This window comes from Microbulbifer sp. MLAF003 (genome assembly GCF_030012965.1).
Lineage (GTDB): Bacteria > Pseudomonadota > Gammaproteobacteria > Pseudomonadales > Cellvibrionaceae > Microbulbifer > Microbulbifer variabilis.
Map to the genome: position 1 here is coordinate 3,895,782 of NZ_CP120232.1, position 18,787 is coordinate 3,914,568.

Consider the following 18,787-nt stretch of genomic DNA (forward strand, 5'->3'; position numbering starts at 1 on the left):
GCACCAATCACACTAACAGCTGGTCCGGTGATCATGTCTGTAAAAAGAAGCCTGCATTTTTGAACAGCCAGTAAATTTTTTTATCTTGCTTCCATCATCGTTTTCAATATCAAATAGAAGGAAGTTCTCACGCCCATAAAAATACTGAAGCACATTTGAATGATGCTTGTACCACTCGTACTTCCAACGATCTATAACGCCTTCACGGTTACACGAGTAGATTTGTTCAAAACGCCGCAAGTAACTTCCATCACCGTGATTAAGGCGACTCTTTATCCATTTATCCACAGGGCGTGTATTTAATATAAAAAGAGAACCTGGGTACTGTCGGTCCAGTTCCTGATAGTATTTTTCGAAGGCATATAGGCACCGACTTGAAACCAGCTCCATATCGCTAAAGAAATCGAAATCTTCATATCCACTCAGCAATGGCCGTCCATGTAGATAGTTATCCTCAATCTGTAAAGCCAAGTTCCCATGATCCCAGTGAATAGCTTTATAGCCATTGCGCAAGAAAAAGTGGTTCAGGCTTGTCGTACCACACTTATTAAAGCCAATCTGAAATACTTTCATGCTAAAAATCTAAAAAACTTGTTTATTCAATGCCGAGCTAACTTAACGCTGTCAACACAGTGCATAGTGAGACGTTCGCGAGATTCTCTATTTTCTTCTGCTATTTTCAAGAAAATATCGCTAGCGCCATTTTCATCTACTTATTGGTAGCAACAGCGCCATAGCCATGGGGGTTTTTACTCTGCCACCGCCAAGTATCGGCCATCATCTGCTCCAACCCCAGATTTGCAACCCACCCCAATTCACATTTTGCCTTGGAAGCATCAGCCCAAAAAGCTGGCAGGTCGCCTGCACGACGTGGTGACAGCCGATAGGGAACTGTTACACCTGAAGCCCGTTCAAAAGCTCGAACTATTTCCAGTACAGAAGTGCCCCGACCGGTCCCAAGGTTAAATGCTTCTGCGCCTGACTTATCTGCCAGCCACTCCAAGGCTCGAACGTGCCCTATCGCCAAATCCACTACATGAAGGTAATCCCGCAGACAGGTGCCATCCGGTGTGGGGTAGTCATCGCCAAATATCGATAACTCGTTGCGCTTACCCACTGCAACCTGGGCGATATAAGGTAGCAGGTTGTTAGGTATTCCCTGAGGATCTTCTCCAATCAATCCAGAAGGATGCGCACCAACAGGATTAAAATATCGAAGGAGTGCCACAGAAAGCTCTGGGTTCGCAGCGGCCGCATCCCGTAAAACCTGCTCTACCATCCATTTACTGGTGCCATATGGGTTACTGGTGCGACCAGTTTGTAGAGTTTCCACATAAGGCACAGGGGCCTCACTACCATAAACAGTGGCGGAAGAGCTGAACACCAGCTGCTTAACTCCAAACGCCTGCATAGCCTCCAGTAATACCAGACTGCCACTAACATTACTCTGGTAGTAGTCGATCGGCTTCTGTGAAGATTCACCTACTGCCTTCAGTCCGGCAAAATGAATTACGGCATGAATCACATTCTCAGTAAAAATTTGGTCTAGCAGTTTGCGGTTTCTAATATCACCACGATAGAAGCGAACCGGTTTGCCGCTAATCGCCTGTACTCTTTGTAAAGCTACTTCGGAGCTATTGCACAGGCTATCGATAACTACAGCCTCAAACCCAGCCTCTTGTAATGCCACCAGGGTGTGAGAGCCAATGTAACCCGCGCCACCGGTAACCAATACCCGTCTACCCATCGTTTCGCTATTCTCAATCATGCAGCAGCATCCTCTGGAAGCTGGATCTGACTATCGGAAGCCATATCCCCAGATAGCATCAACGTATTCAAATAAGCCCGGTAATCTTCTGCTAAATCTGGATGGCGCAATCCGTATTCAACATTTGCCTTTAGATAGCCCAACTTAGAGCCACAATCATGACTCTTGCCGACCATACGATAAGCCTCAACCGTTTCCTGTGTCATCAACTCTGCAATAGCATCAGTAAGCTGAATTTCGTTACTGGCACCTGGTAATGTCTGTTCAAGTAAGGGCCATAGCTTGCGTGACAATACATAGCGTCCAACCACTGCTAAATTCGATGGCGCTTCAGCTGCAGGAGGCTTTTCCACAATGGCTGTCATTGGCTGCGAGGCATTTGGAGACAACGCTGCTCCCTGACAATCCGCCACGCCATATTTATGCACTTCTTCTACCGGAACCGGCTCAACCATCACCTGACTAACACCAATCCGATTGAATCGCGACAACATTTGCGCCAAATTATCCCGGCAGAGATTAGAAGCTGCATCATCGATAATGACGTCCGGAAGTAACACCGCAAAATCCTCATCACCCACCAATGGTCGGGCGCATAAGATGGCATGCCCCAACCCCTTCGCCTCACCCTGGCGTACATGCATGATAGTAACGTCTTTCGGGCAGATGGACCGAACCTCATCCAATAGCTGTCGTTTGACCCTGGCCTCTAGGGTAGCCTCCAACTCAAAACTGGTATCGAAATGGTTTTCGATAGAGTTCTTACTGGAATGGGTAACCAGCACAATATGTTTTATCCCAGCGGCAACCGCCTCATTGACCACATACTGAATAAGCGGTTTATCGACGATAGGCAGCATTTCTTTGGGAATAGCTTTTGTTGCTGGCAGCATACGGGTTCCCAAACCAGCAACGGGTAGAATTGCTTTCATTTAAGCTCTCAATAGAGTCATAGCTTTAAGGTACAAAAATCAACAGCCTGTAAACAGCAGACAAAAAGTCGAATCATAAATTTATAATGATTACCATAAAATTAAAATAAAACCTTTAAAAGAAGGCTTCTTAACTTATAAAGCATTTAAAGTTTTTTGAAACTTTAACATCAAGGCTTTTAAAAACATCCCAATAAATATTAGCGAGCCTTAATCTATTATCATCAAACTCTTTACCTGAAAAATTTGACTCAGAAAAAATACTCAACATCTTCTCCTTAGTATTATACCTATCAGAAAAAGTTAGACTATCAACGGATGGAACTTTCAATACATTACAAAGCTCACGAGTCCTCGTATCAGTTGTTATACATACAGCTGGAGTTTCAGCCTGTAGGGCAAGAATGTTTCCATGTATCCGAGTACCAACTGAGTGGCTGTGCAAAGTAAGATTTGTAAGCCACGAGTCTATATCACCATGAAATACTGAAAATTTCCGAAGGAAAGTAACAAGTGCAGCCCCATCCTTTACACCAAGAAATCTTTGTGCCAGATTTTCAGTCAGTGTTGCTTCACTAGCATCTAAATTTTCATTCATAAGTGCTTTAAAGAGAATTGGTGGGTGCTGTATCGTATAGCTACCACAATTGACGCTTTCCAAGAGATTCAGCAGATCTCTTTCAACCTGTTGCACTGCAGGATTTACTTGCCCGGAAGCAATATTCAATCTACTTATGGGCCTATTAAATTTATCCTCAAGCCTCACACCTAAGTTTTTATTCCCATTTATAAAAACCGTTGAACAACCACCAACAACAACATTGAAAATTCCAAGGTTATTTAGTAAGCGCTTAGTATATTCACCTCTGCATAATATTGCAGGAGAACGTTTTGCCACAGATTGCAAAAATCTTAATGTACCATTTTTTAATTCTGGGAATATCGCTTCATCTTCTGACTGTGCACCCAAGCCAATTACTAAACATGGTACATCTAGCTCTTCCACGATATCAGCAATCGCCCCCATATCCGAATTTGGATTCAGCTGATTGGAAGCCGGAAAAACAAAAAGATCAACCTTACCTTTCAATGCTATTGCATGTGCCATTCCCTGAATAATATGAAATTTAGCATCAAACATTCTAGGCACAGAGTACCAATATGCTAAATTGCCTGTATTATTTCCAGTCTTTTTCATTATCTCTTGGGCAGATAATATCCAGGGCTCTGATATACTTCCAAAATTAGGAGAAAATATTGCTACATTCATAAAACTATTAATTCTCTAAAAGAGAAACCACTTCAGATTTTTTTCTAAAATTGCATTTTCAAGCATGGTTCTATCAACATCTTCATAAGATTGATAAAAACCTCTAATCACTTCATCAAGTCCCAGAATTTTCCCTTGAGCAAAATATACTTCATCATCTTCAAAGTCAAAGCTCAAACTATTACGCATGCAAGAAAGCGATGGACACCTAATTCCGTCCAGATATCCTGGCCCACCCCAATCTAAATCTGAAGAATAAGATCGCACACCAACTCTATCCAGAATATTATTCTTCAAAAACTCAAAGACTGGTTTTCTCGGGTGGTTGAATTGATTAAACAGTTTATAGGTTCGCGAATTAGCTCTTATGAAGTTAGACACCGGAAGATCTATATTGTTAATCTTTTCTCTATTATACAGTCGCTCTATAGATCTTTCGTAATAGTTAACAGCTTTCTTTTCTTCGATTAAACTTTCACTCAACAGCCTCTCTTTACATACGGCCTCTGAATAACCATCAAGATAGAATTTCAAAACGAAAAAATCATGAACTAGATTTAGTGGGGACTGAATTCCCGGCAACATCTCCAGCTGGGGAAAGTATCCATCAAAGTAAAGAGGCGGAAAAGATAGAGAGATACAATTTTCTGGTAGTTTCGATACAACCGATTCAGATGAAAGCTCCTCTACCCCCTACCTCCAAAAGGCTGATAAATGAACAGATCTAGATCACGTACTTTATTCAGGATATCATTTATATCCGTACTTTCTAAAGTATGAACAGGCTTTATCTCCACCAACTTATATACGCTGCTAAAGCCCTGATCACTAAGCAAAGTTTTGGCTAGTGCCACGCTCTGACAGTTTGCATAAACGCTAAACTTTTTCATTTCTTATTTCTAAACTTAAACTTCATATCCCAATGAATTAAGCTCTTCACCTAGATACTCATTAAAAATCTCACAAAGTGATGAACCCATCTCACTTTTCCATCTAATAACTGATTCAGGTGCAGTAATGTGCTGATCCACAGAGCTTCTATTAGCAAGAACCTGATTATAATCAAGAGTCAAACCAAGCCATTCACCGATATCATTTGTCTTATCAAATGGAGACAACATAAAATCTTCGTACTTTACAAAGTAACGCCTATCGTCACACTCCATATTCGCTACATGTCTCATAAAACTCTTTCTCATTTTACAGAGTCTTATCGCATAACTTTCATCCGTATCGCTTTCTTCCCATCCAAACCCATTAAAGCCACGCTTTTTATTAAAGCTTTTTATGGAAAGAAATTCATCTCTAGGATCTCTCAGCAAGAATAAGTTTTTAGCGGCAATAACATTGTTTACATCACTGCAAATATCATGAACGACTTTCTCCGCATAATACACAGGATTATCACTATCAATTATACCTAAATTAGTTTTCTTTACTTGGGTAGAAAATCCATTCCAAAGCCTTTTCAAAAAATCTTTAGAAAGCTCATCCCTATCGAAGATACTTACTTCAGAATATGGTATGGGACCAACTTTATTCAACTCTCTATTAAAAATAGAATCCGGGTTCCAATCCGAATCATTAGCAGTATCTTTACCAACCAATCCCGACAATCTGCATAAATAAGTTAAATGACGTTTTTCAAATGGGTAATGCCTATCAAAAACTACATTATTTGAAGAACCTAGGACCTGCATTAACAATGTGGATCCTGATCTTCCAAAACTGCGCAACATAATTGGTGTAATCATAATTATGCCTATTACTAAATCTAAATATTAATAAATTGATAGATGAATATTTGAGCATTCACTAATGCTCAAAGGTTTAGGGATATCGCTTGCAACCAAGTCCCAGCTATTCGTCTCTCCATAAGCTTTCAAAATAGCCTGCTTAAGGGAGTTACTACTTCCACTGCGGAAATTGTAGCCACTAACACCATCGGTAATTTTTTCAACCATACCGCCGATATCACTACCGATCAAAGGACGGCCATGGTTAAAGGCCTCCTGAATAACCATCGGTGAGTTTTCCCACCATACCGAAGGAATAATCACCCAGTCGGCTTGCTCCATTAAGCGACCTATTTCATGGGACTCATAGGAGCCATGCAAGGTAACCAAATCACCCAGATCCTCTAACAACCCAAGAATTTTCTCCTGAAACTCTTCCGTCTGGCCTTGTAAATTAGCTCCGTGAATATCCAAATGAACCTTCTCTTGGGTATCTTCGGGCAACAGTTTAAAGGCCTCCAGCAATACATCTACACCTTTAAAAGGATTGATCTGACCAAAGAAAGCGAAACGGCCGCGCCCTTCCCCTTCTGCTAAGGGACGAGGTGCAGGCGTTTCGATCTCCGGCTGGCCATTTTCGATCATTACCATTTTTTCTTCGGGGATTCCCCAGGCTTTATAGCGCTCAATCAGAAAATGACTGGGTGAGACGAACATATCCACCAAGTTAAAAATGGATTTGATATACTTCTCCCGCAGGAAGAAGTCCGCTGCAGAGCGCTCGGGGAAACAACGTGCACAGTCAGTGGGAGATGACTTATAACAAAGCTTCATCTGTTTGCCTGGCTTCACCATTTGGCCATTATTAGCACAGATAGCTAAATATTCGTGCAGTGTTACAACAAGACGTGCATCCGGTAAGGTATTTCTTACCTCACGGATCAATTCCAACCCCATATGAATGTAGTGATGAAAATGTACTACAGTCGGTTTGTAGCGCTTTAATAATGCACGAAATTCCTGCCAAACATGCTTTTTACAACCCGATTGGAACAGGAAAAAATCGGACATATGAGTATGGAATAGAATCTCTTTGTCCGAATTAATAGTGGAGAAAGCAGATCCTCCATGGGAAGGCTGGTCGGTACGTGCCAAAAAAACAGTGTCCAAGCCCAGTCGTTCGTATTCCTTAAACAGGTTATAGGCGGCCACTTCTGCACCACCCTTGCTGTGATCCGGGTGACCGTGGGAAACAATCAGTATTCTGTGTTCAGTCATTGATAATTCCTTAACGAACCAGCTGTTCAATCAGGCTTCCCCAGCGCTCGGTATGTTGCCAGGCGTTATAAAGGGTGATTTTAAATTTCCAGTCTCTATTTTCGAACAAATTTTGTGACATCCGCTCCAGGTGGTAGAGCTTTTCATCGGCAAGAACATAGTGACGGTAGCCTGCTTCGCGTAATTTCAAGCAGAGATCAGAATCTTCAAAATCCCCGAGTACATAAGTCTCATCCAGACCATCCGCAGAATCATATAACGCTTTGCTAATAAACATACACGCACCGGTAACTGCCGGTGATTCCATCACAGAATCAATGCCCACCAACCATTCCGGATTACCCTTACCTGGGTGTTCGTTCAACCATAAGTTGCCAAACTGGACACTATTGGAGAAAGTCATTCCCACATGTTGGATTGTGCCATCATCAAAAACCAACTTTGGTGCAACCACACCGACATCCTTCAGCGAAGATACTTTTTGTTCGATTCTGGATATCCAACCACTGCAGCTAGGGATAATATCTGAATTAAGCAATACTAAGTTATCTGCGCTGGCATAGCGCACTCCGAGATTATTAGCACCGGCATAACCCAAATTACGACCGCCGTATATCACCTTGAAGCTTACAGGGAACAACATGCTCGTGTCATAACAGAAAGGTATAAACGCATCATAGAGCCTGGGGTCATCCAGAACATAAATCAGTTCCGTCTCGGCAAAATCGGTATCCTCAGTAAATTGGGCTATCTGGTGCAGTAAGAAGTCATAGCGACCATATAGCGGTACTATCACACTGCGCTTGGGTTCTTTCACCTCTTGCCCGAACTGCAATATTTCCACTTGGGGATCTTCCAGGAGATAGCGCCGATTGGACCAAAGCGCAGACAGTGCCGGGCCAATATATTTACGCATATTGCTCTGGTATTCCCGGCCATCTACATTGAAATTCACCAGCACCTGCTGGCTGGCCTGGGTGATATCTTCACGAACATTAGACTGCCGAACTGGCACTACGCCCAAGCCGCCCTCTTTTGTAAAAAACAGCATCTCTAGACTGGCCCGCTCTATCAGATGTGGCATAGGCACCCAAGTAAAGAAGCCTGCCTTATAGTTTGGCTCAGCTCTACCGGGAAAGGCCTCTAAGACATCAATACGGTCAAAACGTGCAGATTCCTCGAGCAAATTGAGACTGTAGCTGCCATCAGTAGTACGTAGCACTAAACTTGCCAGATCCCGCTGACCATCAAGTAGCCAGCCAGAAAGGAATATTCCGTGGCCGGGCACTGCCAGAATACTATCCCAGTGCCAGTCAACCAGAGACTTGAGTTGGCTTTCTTCTAGTTTTTTTAATCCCGGAATTTCAAAGACCCCTTTACCCATGCTCTCAAACATCAAGTTGAGTAATTCAGCCTTCTCTCCCGTACGCCAAGTCATACAGTGACCAAATAAGGTTTCACCGGTTAACTCTACAAATGGCTTAAGCTCTACCTCTTTAGACTGGCTGTCAGCACTTACTGTCATACGCAGAAAAGTGTTTTCCACAGCGACATCATAGGGCCATTCCACTAGGAGGCTATAACCCCAGCAGCTATCACCTTCGAATTTGAAATGTCTGTTTACATCTAATCGAGTAGTTCTCAGGGTATAATAATTAAGCTCACCTACATCCTGAGAGCTGCTGTCCTCTTCACTGCCGATATATTCAAGCCGGAAATCCAGAGATTTATATTCGGGGTGGAACGCCCAACCTTGTATCAGCAGATGTCGTCCACCGATAACTCCACATACGTCTACCCATACCTGCACCTGCTCTGAGAACATTTTTTCCTGCACGGATCCAGCGGCCTTGAAACGCTTTCGTATCTTAATACCCATTGATTTATCCATCCTCACTCAGCGGTGCTGTATTGCTGTTCTATCCACTGTCGATAACTGCCATCCATCACTGAAGCCCACCAATCCTCATTTTCTAAATACCAAAGGAGCGTTTTTCGGATGCCAGTTTCAAAGCTCTCCTGTGGTTGATAGTCCAGCTGGCTATTGGATTTCCGTGGGTCTATAGCGTAGCGCCGATCATGAGCAGCCCTGTCTTCCACAAAAATAATAAGATCTTGGGCTTTGCCAGCTATTACAGAAGTTGCCTGCGGATACCTGTTGGCAAGTATTGGTTGATTTTCAAACTCTCTATTCATCAACTCACAAATCATTTTTACGATATTGATGTTGGTCCATTCGTTAATTCCCCCAATGTTGTAACACTCGCCCAGCTCCCCTTTGCGGATTACCAAATCGATACCTCGAGCATGGTCCTCAACATAGAGCCAATCACGAATTTGCTGGCCATCACCATAAATTGGCAATGGCTTGTCTTGTAAGATATTGGTGATCAGCAGCGGGATCAGCTTTTCCGGAAAATGGTAGGGACCATAATTGTTTGAGCAATTACTGGTGGTTACTTTTAGTCCGTAAGTGTGGTGGTAGGCGCGTACCAGATGATCTGATGCGGCTTTACTCGCTGAATAAGGACTATTAGGAGCGTAAGGGGTAGCCTCACTAAATGCCGGTTCTTCAGCTTCGAGAGTTCCGTATACTTCATCAGTTGAAACATGATGGAAACGGTGTATCTCGCGATTGACCCCCTCTTCCAGCCAAACTTTTTTTGCCGCTTTAAGTAGGCTATGAGTACCTATGACATTGGTCTGAATAAATACATCGGGACCACTGATAGAGCGATCTACATGGCTTTCCGCCGCAAAGTGTACCAATGTATCTATACGATGCTCTCTGAGAAGCGTTTCTACTAGATCAGTGTCACAGATGTCACCCTGGTAAAACTGGAAATTTGGACAATCCTTTACCGAATTCAAACTTTTGAGATTACCTGCATAAGTTAATGCATCTAACACGATAACTGTATCTTGCGGATAATTTTCTATCCAGTAGTGCACAAAGTTGGCACCTATAAAACCAGCGCCGCCAGTTACCAGTAAGTTTTTCATCTTAAGATCACTATTAATTTTAGTTCTTAAATATTAAAAGGGGGTTATTGCTCAACATTTCGCTGAAGTGCTTTATGAGATAAGGCTAATCTCAACGAATCACGCCAGTTCCTCAACTCCATACCTAGCTCATCAACTAAACGGCTCTTATCCAACACGCTGTAAGCGGGTCTTCTTGCAAGGGTCGGGTAATCCTTCGTTGCAATAGCTTTAATGATCAATTCCTTATCAAGGGGAATCCGGCCACTTGCCTTTCCCTCTTCAAAGATAGCTACTGCAAAGTCATACCAGCTGGCCACACCGAGATCTGTACAATGATAAATACCATACGCCTCTTTACTTTCGGCCAAGCAAAATAGAGCTTGTGCAATGGATCCGGTCCATGTCGGTGTTCCCACCTGATCAGCCACTACTCCTAGCTCATCGCGCTCACTCATCAGGCGTAACATCGTATTAACAAAATTTTTACCATGGGCAGCATAGACCCAGGCTGTTCTTAAAATTATTGCTTCAGGAATTATATTCTGAACAGCGGACTCGCCTTCAGCTTTACTGCTTCCATAGACGCCAAGTGGATTTACGGTATCTGATACTAAATAGGGAGAAGATTTTTCACCATCAAAAACAAAATCCGTTGATACATGTAGAAAACGTAAATTAAACTCTTTACAGGCGTGAGCCAGATTTTCTGCACCAAGCGTATTTATAGAGAAAGCTTTTTCTTTCTCTTGCTCAGCCTTATCTACTGCAGTGTAGGCTGCTGCATTAATAATCACGTCAGGGCAAAAATGTTCGACTGCCGAAAATACAGCTGCTCTATCAGAAATATCCAGTTCTTCTTTAGCTAGAGACACCAGTTCAAACTCATTGGGGCACTGCTGCTGAAGCTCAGTAGCCAGCTGCCCATTCTTCCCAGTTACTAGAATTTTCATAAGTGTCTCTTGTGCCTGCTTACCAATACACTAAAAGCAGCTCAGTTTGCCGCTCAAAAAAGATGTTTCCGATTCAACGAGACTGAATTACAACCAGAAGGGTAATTACACTCTTTTAAGGAAATAAGTCCTAAATTTCAGGCGAAATAGGTAGCATCCTTAAAGTATTTCCCATCCCGATCTTTCGGCGATAGCTGTGGCTGTTCATCACCAACGAGCGGCCATTCTATGTTCAAATCCGGGTCATTCCAAACAATCGACTGCTCATACTTTGGTGCATAATAGTCCGTACATTTATAGACAAATTCGGCAGATTCGCTAGTAACATAAAACCCGTGCGCAAAACCTTCGGGCACCCAGAGCTGTCTTCTATTCTCTGCAGAAAGATAAACACCAACCCACATACCAAAAGTGGTTGAACCTTTGCGTAGATCCACGGCAACATCAAAAACCTCGCCTTGAGTCACCCTAACTAATTTACCCTGCGTCTGCTCAGTCTGATAATGTAAGCCACGCAGTATCCCCAGAGAAGATTTACTATGATTGTCCTGCACAAAGACTCTCTCAGCGCACTCTCTATTAAAAACGTCATCTCGAAAAGACTCGAAAAAGAAGCCACGCTCATCCCCAAATACTTTGGGTTCGATAATTTTTACATCGGGGATTTTTGTTTCAATGATTTTCATACAACATTAGTAATCACAAAGTAAGAGGGGAAGGCGCCGGCTGACGGCCCATCATGAACAACCGGCAATATTGCAATAGCCTGCTGACTAAAATTTATGGCTCGAATTATCCCGAAGCAATTCTTTTTATGTCCCTAGTGCGTATCGTCGCGCATTCAGAGTTGAACTCTCTCCACTCTCAATCAGTATTTGCATCAGGTATTTGCCGTAACCACTCTTCATTAGCGGATGGGCTTGCTTTTCCAAGTCTTCAGCGCTTATAAACCCTTTACGATAGGCAACTTCTTCCGGGCAAGCTATTTTTTGACCCTGACGCCGCTCAATAGTCTGAACAAAATGTGCAGCTTCCAACAGATTGTCATGGGTGCCAGTATCCAGCCAGGCGCTTCCTCGTCCGAGTCGCTCTACGTCAAGTTGCCCTTCATTCAGATAGACCTTATTAATATCGGTAATTTCCAGTTCACCACGAGCACTAGGTTTAATTTCCCGGGCAATATCACAAACCTGGTTGTCATAAAAATACAAACCCGTAACAGCATGGTTGGACCTTGGATGTTCGGGCTTTTCCTCCAGGCTTATGGCACAGCCTTCGCTGTCAAACTCAACTACCCCATAGGCACGAGGGTCCGCAACACGGTACCCAAATACTGTGGCTCCAGCCTCTTTAGCATTGGCATGTTGAAGTATCTGGCTGAAATTCTGTGCATAGAAAATATTATCACCCAAAACAAGTGCACTTTTATGATTACCCACATGCTCTCTCCCAATCAAGAAGGCCTGGGCGAGACCATCCGGTGAGGGCTGCACTGCATAAGAAATACTGATACCCCATTGAGCACCATCTTCAAGCAAGCGCTGGTATAGGCACTGTTCCTCTGGTGTAGTGATAATTAAGATGTCTCTGATACCTGCCAACATCAGGGTTGTCAGTGGATAGTAAATCATCGGTTTATCATAGACAGCCATCAGCTGCTTACTTACACCTTTGGTCAGGGGATACAGGCGAGTACCTGAACCTCCAGCTAAGATTATCCCCTTTCTATCAGAAGATCCTTTCACAACCATTTCGCCCACCCTTGAATTTACATCCTTTAATGATCCGAGAACGCCCCTCAGAGATAAATTCAGGGGTTTTTGCCCGGTTTGTTTAATTGGACAGAATGCGATTATCAGTCAAAATTTATTTAAATAATTTTGACGTGCATAGTTACATACAATTAATGAAAACGGTATTACACGTGCCTACACTCGCCAAAAGCTATATTCATAACCGTAAAAGACAGGAGCCAAACTCCGCGGCTCCTGACAATTAATCAGCAATAATGAGGCCAATATGAATAAAAATAACGGGCACCGCGTACCAATTTAGAAGGAGAGAACTGCGGCTGTGCCAACTGCGATACGATAAAGTATCTCGGTGACATCTTTGGTTACTTGTAATTCACTAGACTGTATTTTTGGCATCACCATGATTTCATCTCCGGGGCGCAAACGATCTCCCAGGCGATTATCAAAGTCCCTATCATCAATACGACTGATAGTGCCATCGAGGTGCAAAATAACGAGTTCATCGCGATTAGCATTATTAGCGAATCCACCGGCCAGCTCGATATAGTCCTCTAAAGTACGCTTTTTGCTATACACAAGAGAAGTTGGAAATATAACCTCTCCCACTATTGAAACCGTTGAAGATTTTAGAGGCACTACCAGTTCATCACCATCCTCAAGAAGCATTTCCGCCGCGTTTGGGTTGTTTGCAATCACGACCTGCCCTCTGGGTTCAGCCTTGCGTGCCTGCTCAATGAAATTTTGAATCATCATGGCATTGTCTTTTTGCGCTGACTTCTCCAGATCAGTATTGGGCTGACGCGTTAATACTTCCATTTGCAGGGCATCCAACGAACGATCTAAAGCTGCTCTCTGCCTCTCGGCAACACTTTTACGGTAAAGCTGAATAGAATCTACATCAGCGTTGCCTCGGAAACTCAACTGATCTAACAATTCATTGAGTGTTGCTCCATAGGGAAGAACATAGGTAGCTGGACCATCCAGCTCACCCGATACACGTATCGAAATAGACTCAATATCGTTATCTCGTACTAACTCTACTTGTGCTCCAGGGTACAATCGCGTTGTCATAGCATCCGCTAACGGCATGTAGTTAGCCTGCTGGACTCCACCAATGACCTGAGTAATTCGGGCAAAATTGGCTTGTGGGTCGGGCTTGGTCACAAGTAGCATTTCCCCAAGCTGGGTATAAGGCCCTACGAATTCCATTTGAGCGGGTTGCTGTACCGCACCTTCCACGGTTACCGATCCATGCCGCCCGCCCACTACAACAACATCACCATTACGAAGCTGGAGAGCTGGCATAATGCCGTCCACCAGGAAGTTGTACAGATTTACTCCTTGTATCTCCTCTCCCTGGCGCATGACTTTAATGTCAACAAAACTACCACTTTCTGCATCAATACCGCTGGCACTATCCAGATAGTACAAAATAGAATCAGAACTAAAGCCGTTGTATAGGCCGGGACTGTTAACATACCCGGTAACAAACACTTTTACCGGCTGACTAGCCTCTAAATTCGCGTACGCTTGTACATTATTTTTAAAGACGCGCTTTACATGCCGCAGGACAAAATCATTCAGCACACCATTTTTAACGCCTGCAACATGAACAGGCCCAACTTCAGGCACAAAAATATTGCCCTGGGGATCAACTGGCAAGGTGGCACTAAAACTATAAGCACCCCAGAGCTGCAGATTGATTTGATCACCTATAGTGATCCGGTAGTCAGGATTAAAACCGCTAAATGGCTGGTCCTTGAAGGCTCCTTTAAAGAGGGATTCACCAAAAACTGGCACACCTGATCGCGGTATTTCTGTAGGTGCCACTTCATCTATTAGCTGAGTCTCTAGAGCTACAGACTGTATACTGACAAATGAAACTAGTAGCCCTACTCCTAAACCAAAGCTTCTTATTTTCCCTTTAATCATTTTCGTCATTCTTTGTAAATGAAAATTAACTTAGTTAATAAGAGGGCGATATTCGCCGGTTCTATCTATGAGCCAGGTCCTTCCCTGCCCAGGTTACACTCTGTGATCGCGAATGCTGGCGACTAACATTTTTACTATCCCATATAGCATCAATAGTATTATGGCGAGAGTTGCCAGGTTATATAGTTTGTGTGGGTATTCGGCTTCCTCAGCAAGAGAAGGCTGAGTTACTACCATTAAATGTTTTAGCTTACCAGAAGCCTCCATTCGGGCAGTTTCCAGTGCTTTCAAAGAAGCCGCGTAGGCATCAGTAGCAAATTGAAGGTCTAACTCCAGATTTTGAAAATGCGCTCCCAAGCTATTAAGTCTCTGGTCGCCCTCTTCCTCACCGATACCGACCAAGCGAACCTTCTCCATTTCAATTTGCTTTTCCAGTGCTCCAATTTCGGCCATCATGGAAACAATTTGCGAGGAGTCAGTATTCAGGTAGGTTTTAGCTGCAGTGAGATTCGCCCGCTGCTCTGCCAAGCGAGCTTCCAGGCCTTGAATAATGCTGCTTATCCCCTTGGTTAACTCCTCCGGGCTGACCACATTATTGTTGTTCTGGAAATCAAGAATCTCCTGTTTGGTACTTCGTAACTTGCTTTGCGCCAGTTCGACTTCGGTTTTCACAAAGGCAACTTGCTTGTCTGCCAGCTGATTGCTCACCGCATTGACAAAGTCTTCAGATTTTTGAGTAACTGTCTCCACCAAGAGCTGCGCAAAAGTAGGGTCATAGGCCTGCATATCTATTGTGATGATACCTGTAGTCTCATCATGGCCTACGTTGATATGGCTCCGGTAATACTCCAGGTAGTCTTCTTGCGTAGCATCTAGAGCCAGCCTGGAGAAAATGTCATGGCGATCGCTCTGGTAATACTCAGCCAACTTCAGTTTTTCATCGAGATACAGAGCCATATCCAGAGACTGGATATAGTTAACCACCAGGAAGGCATCCTGATTATCTGTGCCGACTCCTGGCATAAGGAAACCCAGAGCTGGTGAGGCCACTTGACTGGAACCGCTATCTTTTACAATTAGCTGGGTGCTACTTAAATAGCGCTCAGAAACCCAGAAAAGATAGTAAGCACTGACCATGATAAGTGGTAAGACAACAAACAGGGTGATACCACGCCACCGATAGAGATGATCTTTAATTGTTTTATCTTTCACTGATACATTTTCCCCCACCCATTGCTTTAAGCTCTTAAAAGCGTTCCGTAGAGTGCTTTTCGCTTTATACTTGGCAAGGTCCATTTTTTGCTCTGCTTTGAGCGAGTCTCTAGCTTCCATAATCAACTTTTATACTTTAAGAGCCTTATTGGCGTTGCCAGCTTTGGGTTTGGGTCTAGGTTGTTCACCCTGGTATTTTTCAATAGCGTCATCCACCGTATCGAATACGGTAAGCTGTCCAGCATCAAGATAAATACCAACGTCACAATTTTTTCGTAACAATGGCATAGCATGGGCAACAATAATGAACGTTGAAGTTTTGCGCTTCTCGGCAATAATCTCTTCACACTTTCTCTTAAAGTGCGCATCCCCGACAGACATCACCTCATCAACCAAGTAAGTATCAAAATCTACGGCGATACTGAGCCCAAATGCGAGGCGCGAGCGCATTCCAGAAGAATAACTTTTTACTGGGGCATCGAAATAATCGCCGATTTCGGCAAAGTCCTGAACCCGGTCCATAACCTTGCGCTGTTCCTCACCCCAAATGCCATGTATTCCACAAACAAAAGCTACATTATCCCTTCCAGTTAGGCTTCCCTGGAACCCGCCAGAAAGCCCCATGGGCCAGGAAATTCTCCTATCAGTTACCACCCGTCCTGAATCGGGATAGTCAATACCTCCCATGATGCGTAACAATGTTGATTTACCCGCACCATTGCGGCCCAAAATACCGATATTTTTTCCTTCTGGAAAAGTCGAGTTCACATTGCGAAACAGTACTTTACGGCCATTTGGCGTACGATAAGACTTTGTTAGATTTTCCAACTTGATCATTGGCTTCTCACCAGGTCACGCCAGTTAGCCCTATATGTCAGCAAGCCAAAGGCGAGGAAAGAAACGGAAATAAATATCAAGTAGTTAAGGTTTCCAAAAGCTCCTTGATACTGAACAAATAACCCCTCTCGAGTAAGCTCAATAACATGTAGGAGTGGGTTCCATACCAGGTAAGGGTGATACTCTTCTGGAATTTGCTCCAGTGAGAAAAACACCCCAGACAAAAAATATAGCGATCGTACAATTATTGGGGACATCTTCGCAGCTTCAGGAAACCTTTGGCCAACAACACAGAGAGCCAAACTAAGCCCAAGGCAGAAGCAGAAAAATAGCAAGTTTACGACTACTAACAACAAGAAGTTATTAAAACGAGTGGACACTCCGAACCACGCTAGCAAGCCAAGTAAGCATGTCAGGGCTACTAAATAAATGGCAAACTCCAACAGCGTGCGAGTCAGCACTGCGTCAAATGGTCTCAGTTGCCGATAGTTAAACAGCCCCCTATTCGGCTCAATAGCAGTAAGCCCCTTCCCAAAGCAATGGCTGAAACAAAGGAAAGGCGCAATTCCAGATAACATGAACAATGCAGTGGGAATACCAGGGTAGAAGTTTTCCCTAACCAAGCTGAAAATTGTTACAAGCACCATCATATGCAGAGACGGTTCGAGCAGCACCCACACATAGCCCAGCCGCCACTTACCAAAACGGGTTTTCATCTCCCTAACCAGCATCGCATGAATTACATCACGCTGGATCTGCCACACTGTGCGTTGAACGGAGGATTCCATATCAGCTTTTTCTTTGATATATGTGAACCAGTTCCACGCCAACCAGGGCAACAAACTGGGATAATTAACTCAATTCCATTTGGTGGGATTTTTTTCACATTGTTACAACTGTTACACGCGCCTTTTTGCTGTGATCGTTGTTATTAGCGTGAAAAATACTAGGGTCACACACTTTATATAGCGAATCTTCCTGAAAACGCCAGTTGCGTCCTTAATAGGCGCGGTATGCTATCGCAGTCCCGCCATCAGCGTCTTGACGAATTAATTACGCGCCATTACGAACTTTCCTACACTAAATTGGTGAGATCAGACTGAGTAGTCTGAAAAGGTACACTCTTTGATCAATCCACTCAATGCACGCACGCTTCCTGTCGCCAATGGCTAATCTTGGACCAAATGGTTTGAATGGCAAGCAGGCGAATAAGCATCCACTCTGGGCAAATTTCCAGCAAGAACCTTCACCCAAAATCTCAAACATTCCCTCAACGTAACGTGTGCAGCTCTTCGTAATTTACCAGTTACAATTTCCGCTCCAACCTAAATTCACGGTATATGACCCAACGATTCGATCATTTATTGAGCGTACTAATAAACCTTATAAATTGAACAAATCTTATGCAACGATAGAGGCGCTCCTGATTGAGGTAGTGCTCTCAGAGGGTGTCGCTCAACGATGCAATCGATTGCATTCTAAAGAAAGCAATAAGTCTACTCAATCTTTTGCATACGTTAGTACCCATATGCCAAAACTACAGTGATAAGATTTTACTTCAGGGCTGACTTGACCAACGCCATACCTTGCAAAGGTATAGGCTCCCATACTCACGCAATAAACAAAGGTTCTCACACTGTGATCCGCACTTAGGCGTTTGCTTGCCTAGCATGTGAAAATGACATCTCTTAATTAAGCCCGTGCCCGATTGGAGTGACTTTTCATAAAAGCCAAACCAGCCCAATTTGCTTCACAGCAACGCTCTGTTGGTGATAACAAGATTCACGCCTTAAAAAGGCTTTTAGTAAAACAATCCAAGTAAGGTTGCCTTGTGGTTAACGGTCACTGAACAACCTAAATTTAGGCTAACACTTCGTCCACCCAATCAATCAACCAGCCGACCGAGATCATCGCCGATGAGCTTTTAATAGATACTGCAAGGTCACTATACGTTACCAAAATAATACACACCCAGCTTAAAGTATCGTAAACCAGCTATTAAGCAGGCTAAGTTTGTTAGTAGATTAGTCGTATTTAACTGCCCGCAGCTACCACCAGCAAGATCTATAAAGTTACAAGCCTAATGGCTCAATGAATAATCTAGTTGAAAAACTACGCATTTTCGATATCTGT

General features: G+C 43.5%; 16 protein-coding genes and 1 pseudogene. All 17 read right to left on the reverse strand.

Annotated elements, in window-relative coordinates; genetic code table 11:
• Positions 1–12: 12 nt before the first annotated feature.
• Positions 13–573 carry a sulfotransferase gene (locus tag P3339_RS18540; protein WP_020412113.1) on the reverse strand — a complete coding sequence of 187 codons (561 nt, stop codon included), beginning with the start codon at positions 571–573 and terminating at the stop codon, positions 13–15.
• A gap of 136 nt (positions 574–709) precedes the next feature.
• Complete coding sequence (gene galE / locus P3339_RS18545) at positions 710–1,768, reverse strand: UDP-glucose 4-epimerase GalE (RefSeq protein WP_282951500.1); 1,059 nt, start codon at positions 1,766–1,768, stop codon at positions 710–712.
• Positions 1,765–2,700 carry a UTP--glucose-1-phosphate uridylyltransferase GalU gene (gene galU / locus P3339_RS18550; RefSeq protein WP_282951501.1) on the reverse strand — a complete coding sequence of 312 codons (936 nt, stop codon included), beginning with the start codon at positions 2,698–2,700 and terminating at the stop codon, positions 1,765–1,767. Before galU ends, galE begins: the two co-directional genes overlap by 4 nt.
• 130 nt (positions 2,701–2,830) lie before the next feature.
• Positions 2,831–3,970, reverse strand: coding sequence for a polysaccharide pyruvyl transferase family protein (locus tag P3339_RS18555; RefSeq protein ID WP_282951502.1), 1,140 nt, complete (start codon positions 3,968–3,970; stop codon positions 2,831–2,833).
• A gap of 15 nt (positions 3,971–3,985) precedes the next feature.
• Positions 3,986–4,639 (reverse strand): annotated as a pseudogene (locus P3339_RS18560) (WcbI family polysaccharide biosynthesis putative acetyltransferase); the annotation flags it as partial.
• Between the two features lie 17 nt (positions 4,640–4,656).
• The gene (locus P3339_RS23615) at positions 4,657–4,860 is read right to left on the reverse strand and encodes a WcbI family polysaccharide biosynthesis putative acetyltransferase (protein WP_353056848.1); all 204 of its coding nucleotides are present in this window, start codon (positions 4,858–4,860) and stop codon (positions 4,657–4,659) included.
• Between the two features lie 15 nt (positions 4,861–4,875).
• Positions 4,876–5,724: a sulfotransferase family protein gene (locus tag P3339_RS18565; protein ID WP_282951503.1), complete on the reverse strand. Its 849-nt coding sequence runs from the start codon at positions 5,722–5,724 to the stop codon at positions 4,876–4,878.
• Between the two features lie 27 nt (positions 5,725–5,751).
• A complete protein-coding gene (locus tag P3339_RS18570; RefSeq protein ID WP_282951504.1) occupies positions 5,752–6,984 on the reverse strand; it encodes a glycosyltransferase family 4 protein in 1,233 nt (410 codons plus the stop codon).
• A 10-nt stretch (positions 6,985–6,994) separates the two neighbouring features.
• A complete protein-coding gene (locus P3339_RS18575) occupies positions 6,995–8,863 on the reverse strand; it encodes a glycosyltransferase family 2 protein (RefSeq protein WP_282951505.1) in 1,869 nt (622 codons plus the stop codon).
• 14 nt (positions 8,864–8,877) lie between these two features.
• Positions 8,878–9,987 carry a dTDP-glucose 4,6-dehydratase gene (gene rfbB, locus P3339_RS18580; RefSeq protein ID WP_282951506.1) on the reverse strand — a complete coding sequence of 370 codons (1,110 nt, stop codon included), beginning with the start codon at positions 9,985–9,987 and terminating at the stop codon, positions 8,878–8,880.
• Between the two features lie 44 nt (positions 9,988–10,031).
• A complete protein-coding gene (gene rfbD / locus P3339_RS18585) occupies positions 10,032–10,919 on the reverse strand; it encodes a dTDP-4-dehydrorhamnose reductase (protein ID WP_282951507.1) in 888 nt (295 codons plus the stop codon).
• A 137-nt stretch (positions 10,920–11,056) separates the two neighbouring features.
• Positions 11,057–11,605, reverse strand: coding sequence for a dTDP-4-dehydrorhamnose 3,5-epimerase (rfbC, locus tag P3339_RS18590; protein WP_282951508.1), 549 nt, complete (start codon positions 11,603–11,605; stop codon positions 11,057–11,059).
• A gap of 126 nt (positions 11,606–11,731) precedes the next feature.
• Positions 11,732–12,670: a glucose-1-phosphate thymidylyltransferase RfbA gene (gene rfbA / locus P3339_RS18595; protein WP_020412102.1), complete on the reverse strand. Its 939-nt coding sequence runs from the start codon at positions 12,668–12,670 to the stop codon at positions 11,732–11,734.
• A 300-nt stretch (positions 12,671–12,970) separates the two neighbouring features.
• A complete protein-coding gene (locus P3339_RS18600; RefSeq protein ID WP_020412101.1) occupies positions 12,971–14,605 on the reverse strand; it encodes a polysaccharide biosynthesis/export family protein in 1,635 nt (544 codons plus the stop codon).
• Between the two features lie 93 nt (positions 14,606–14,698).
• Positions 14,699–15,817, reverse strand: coding sequence for a KpsE/RkpR family capsule polysaccharide export protein (locus P3339_RS18605; RefSeq protein WP_282951509.1), 1,119 nt, complete (start codon positions 15,815–15,817; stop codon positions 14,699–14,701).
• Between the two features lie 129 nt (positions 15,818–15,946).
• Complete coding sequence (locus P3339_RS18610) at positions 15,947–16,654, reverse strand: ABC transporter ATP-binding protein (protein ID WP_282951510.1); 708 nt, start codon at positions 16,652–16,654, stop codon at positions 15,947–15,949.
• Positions 16,651–17,442 carry an ABC transporter permease gene (locus tag P3339_RS18615; RefSeq protein ID WP_020412098.1) on the reverse strand — a complete coding sequence of 264 codons (792 nt, stop codon included), beginning with the start codon at positions 17,440–17,442 and terminating at the stop codon, positions 16,651–16,653. Before P3339_RS18615 ends, P3339_RS18610 begins: the two co-directional genes overlap by 4 nt.
• Between the last annotated feature and the right edge of the window lie 1,345 nt (positions 17,443–18,787).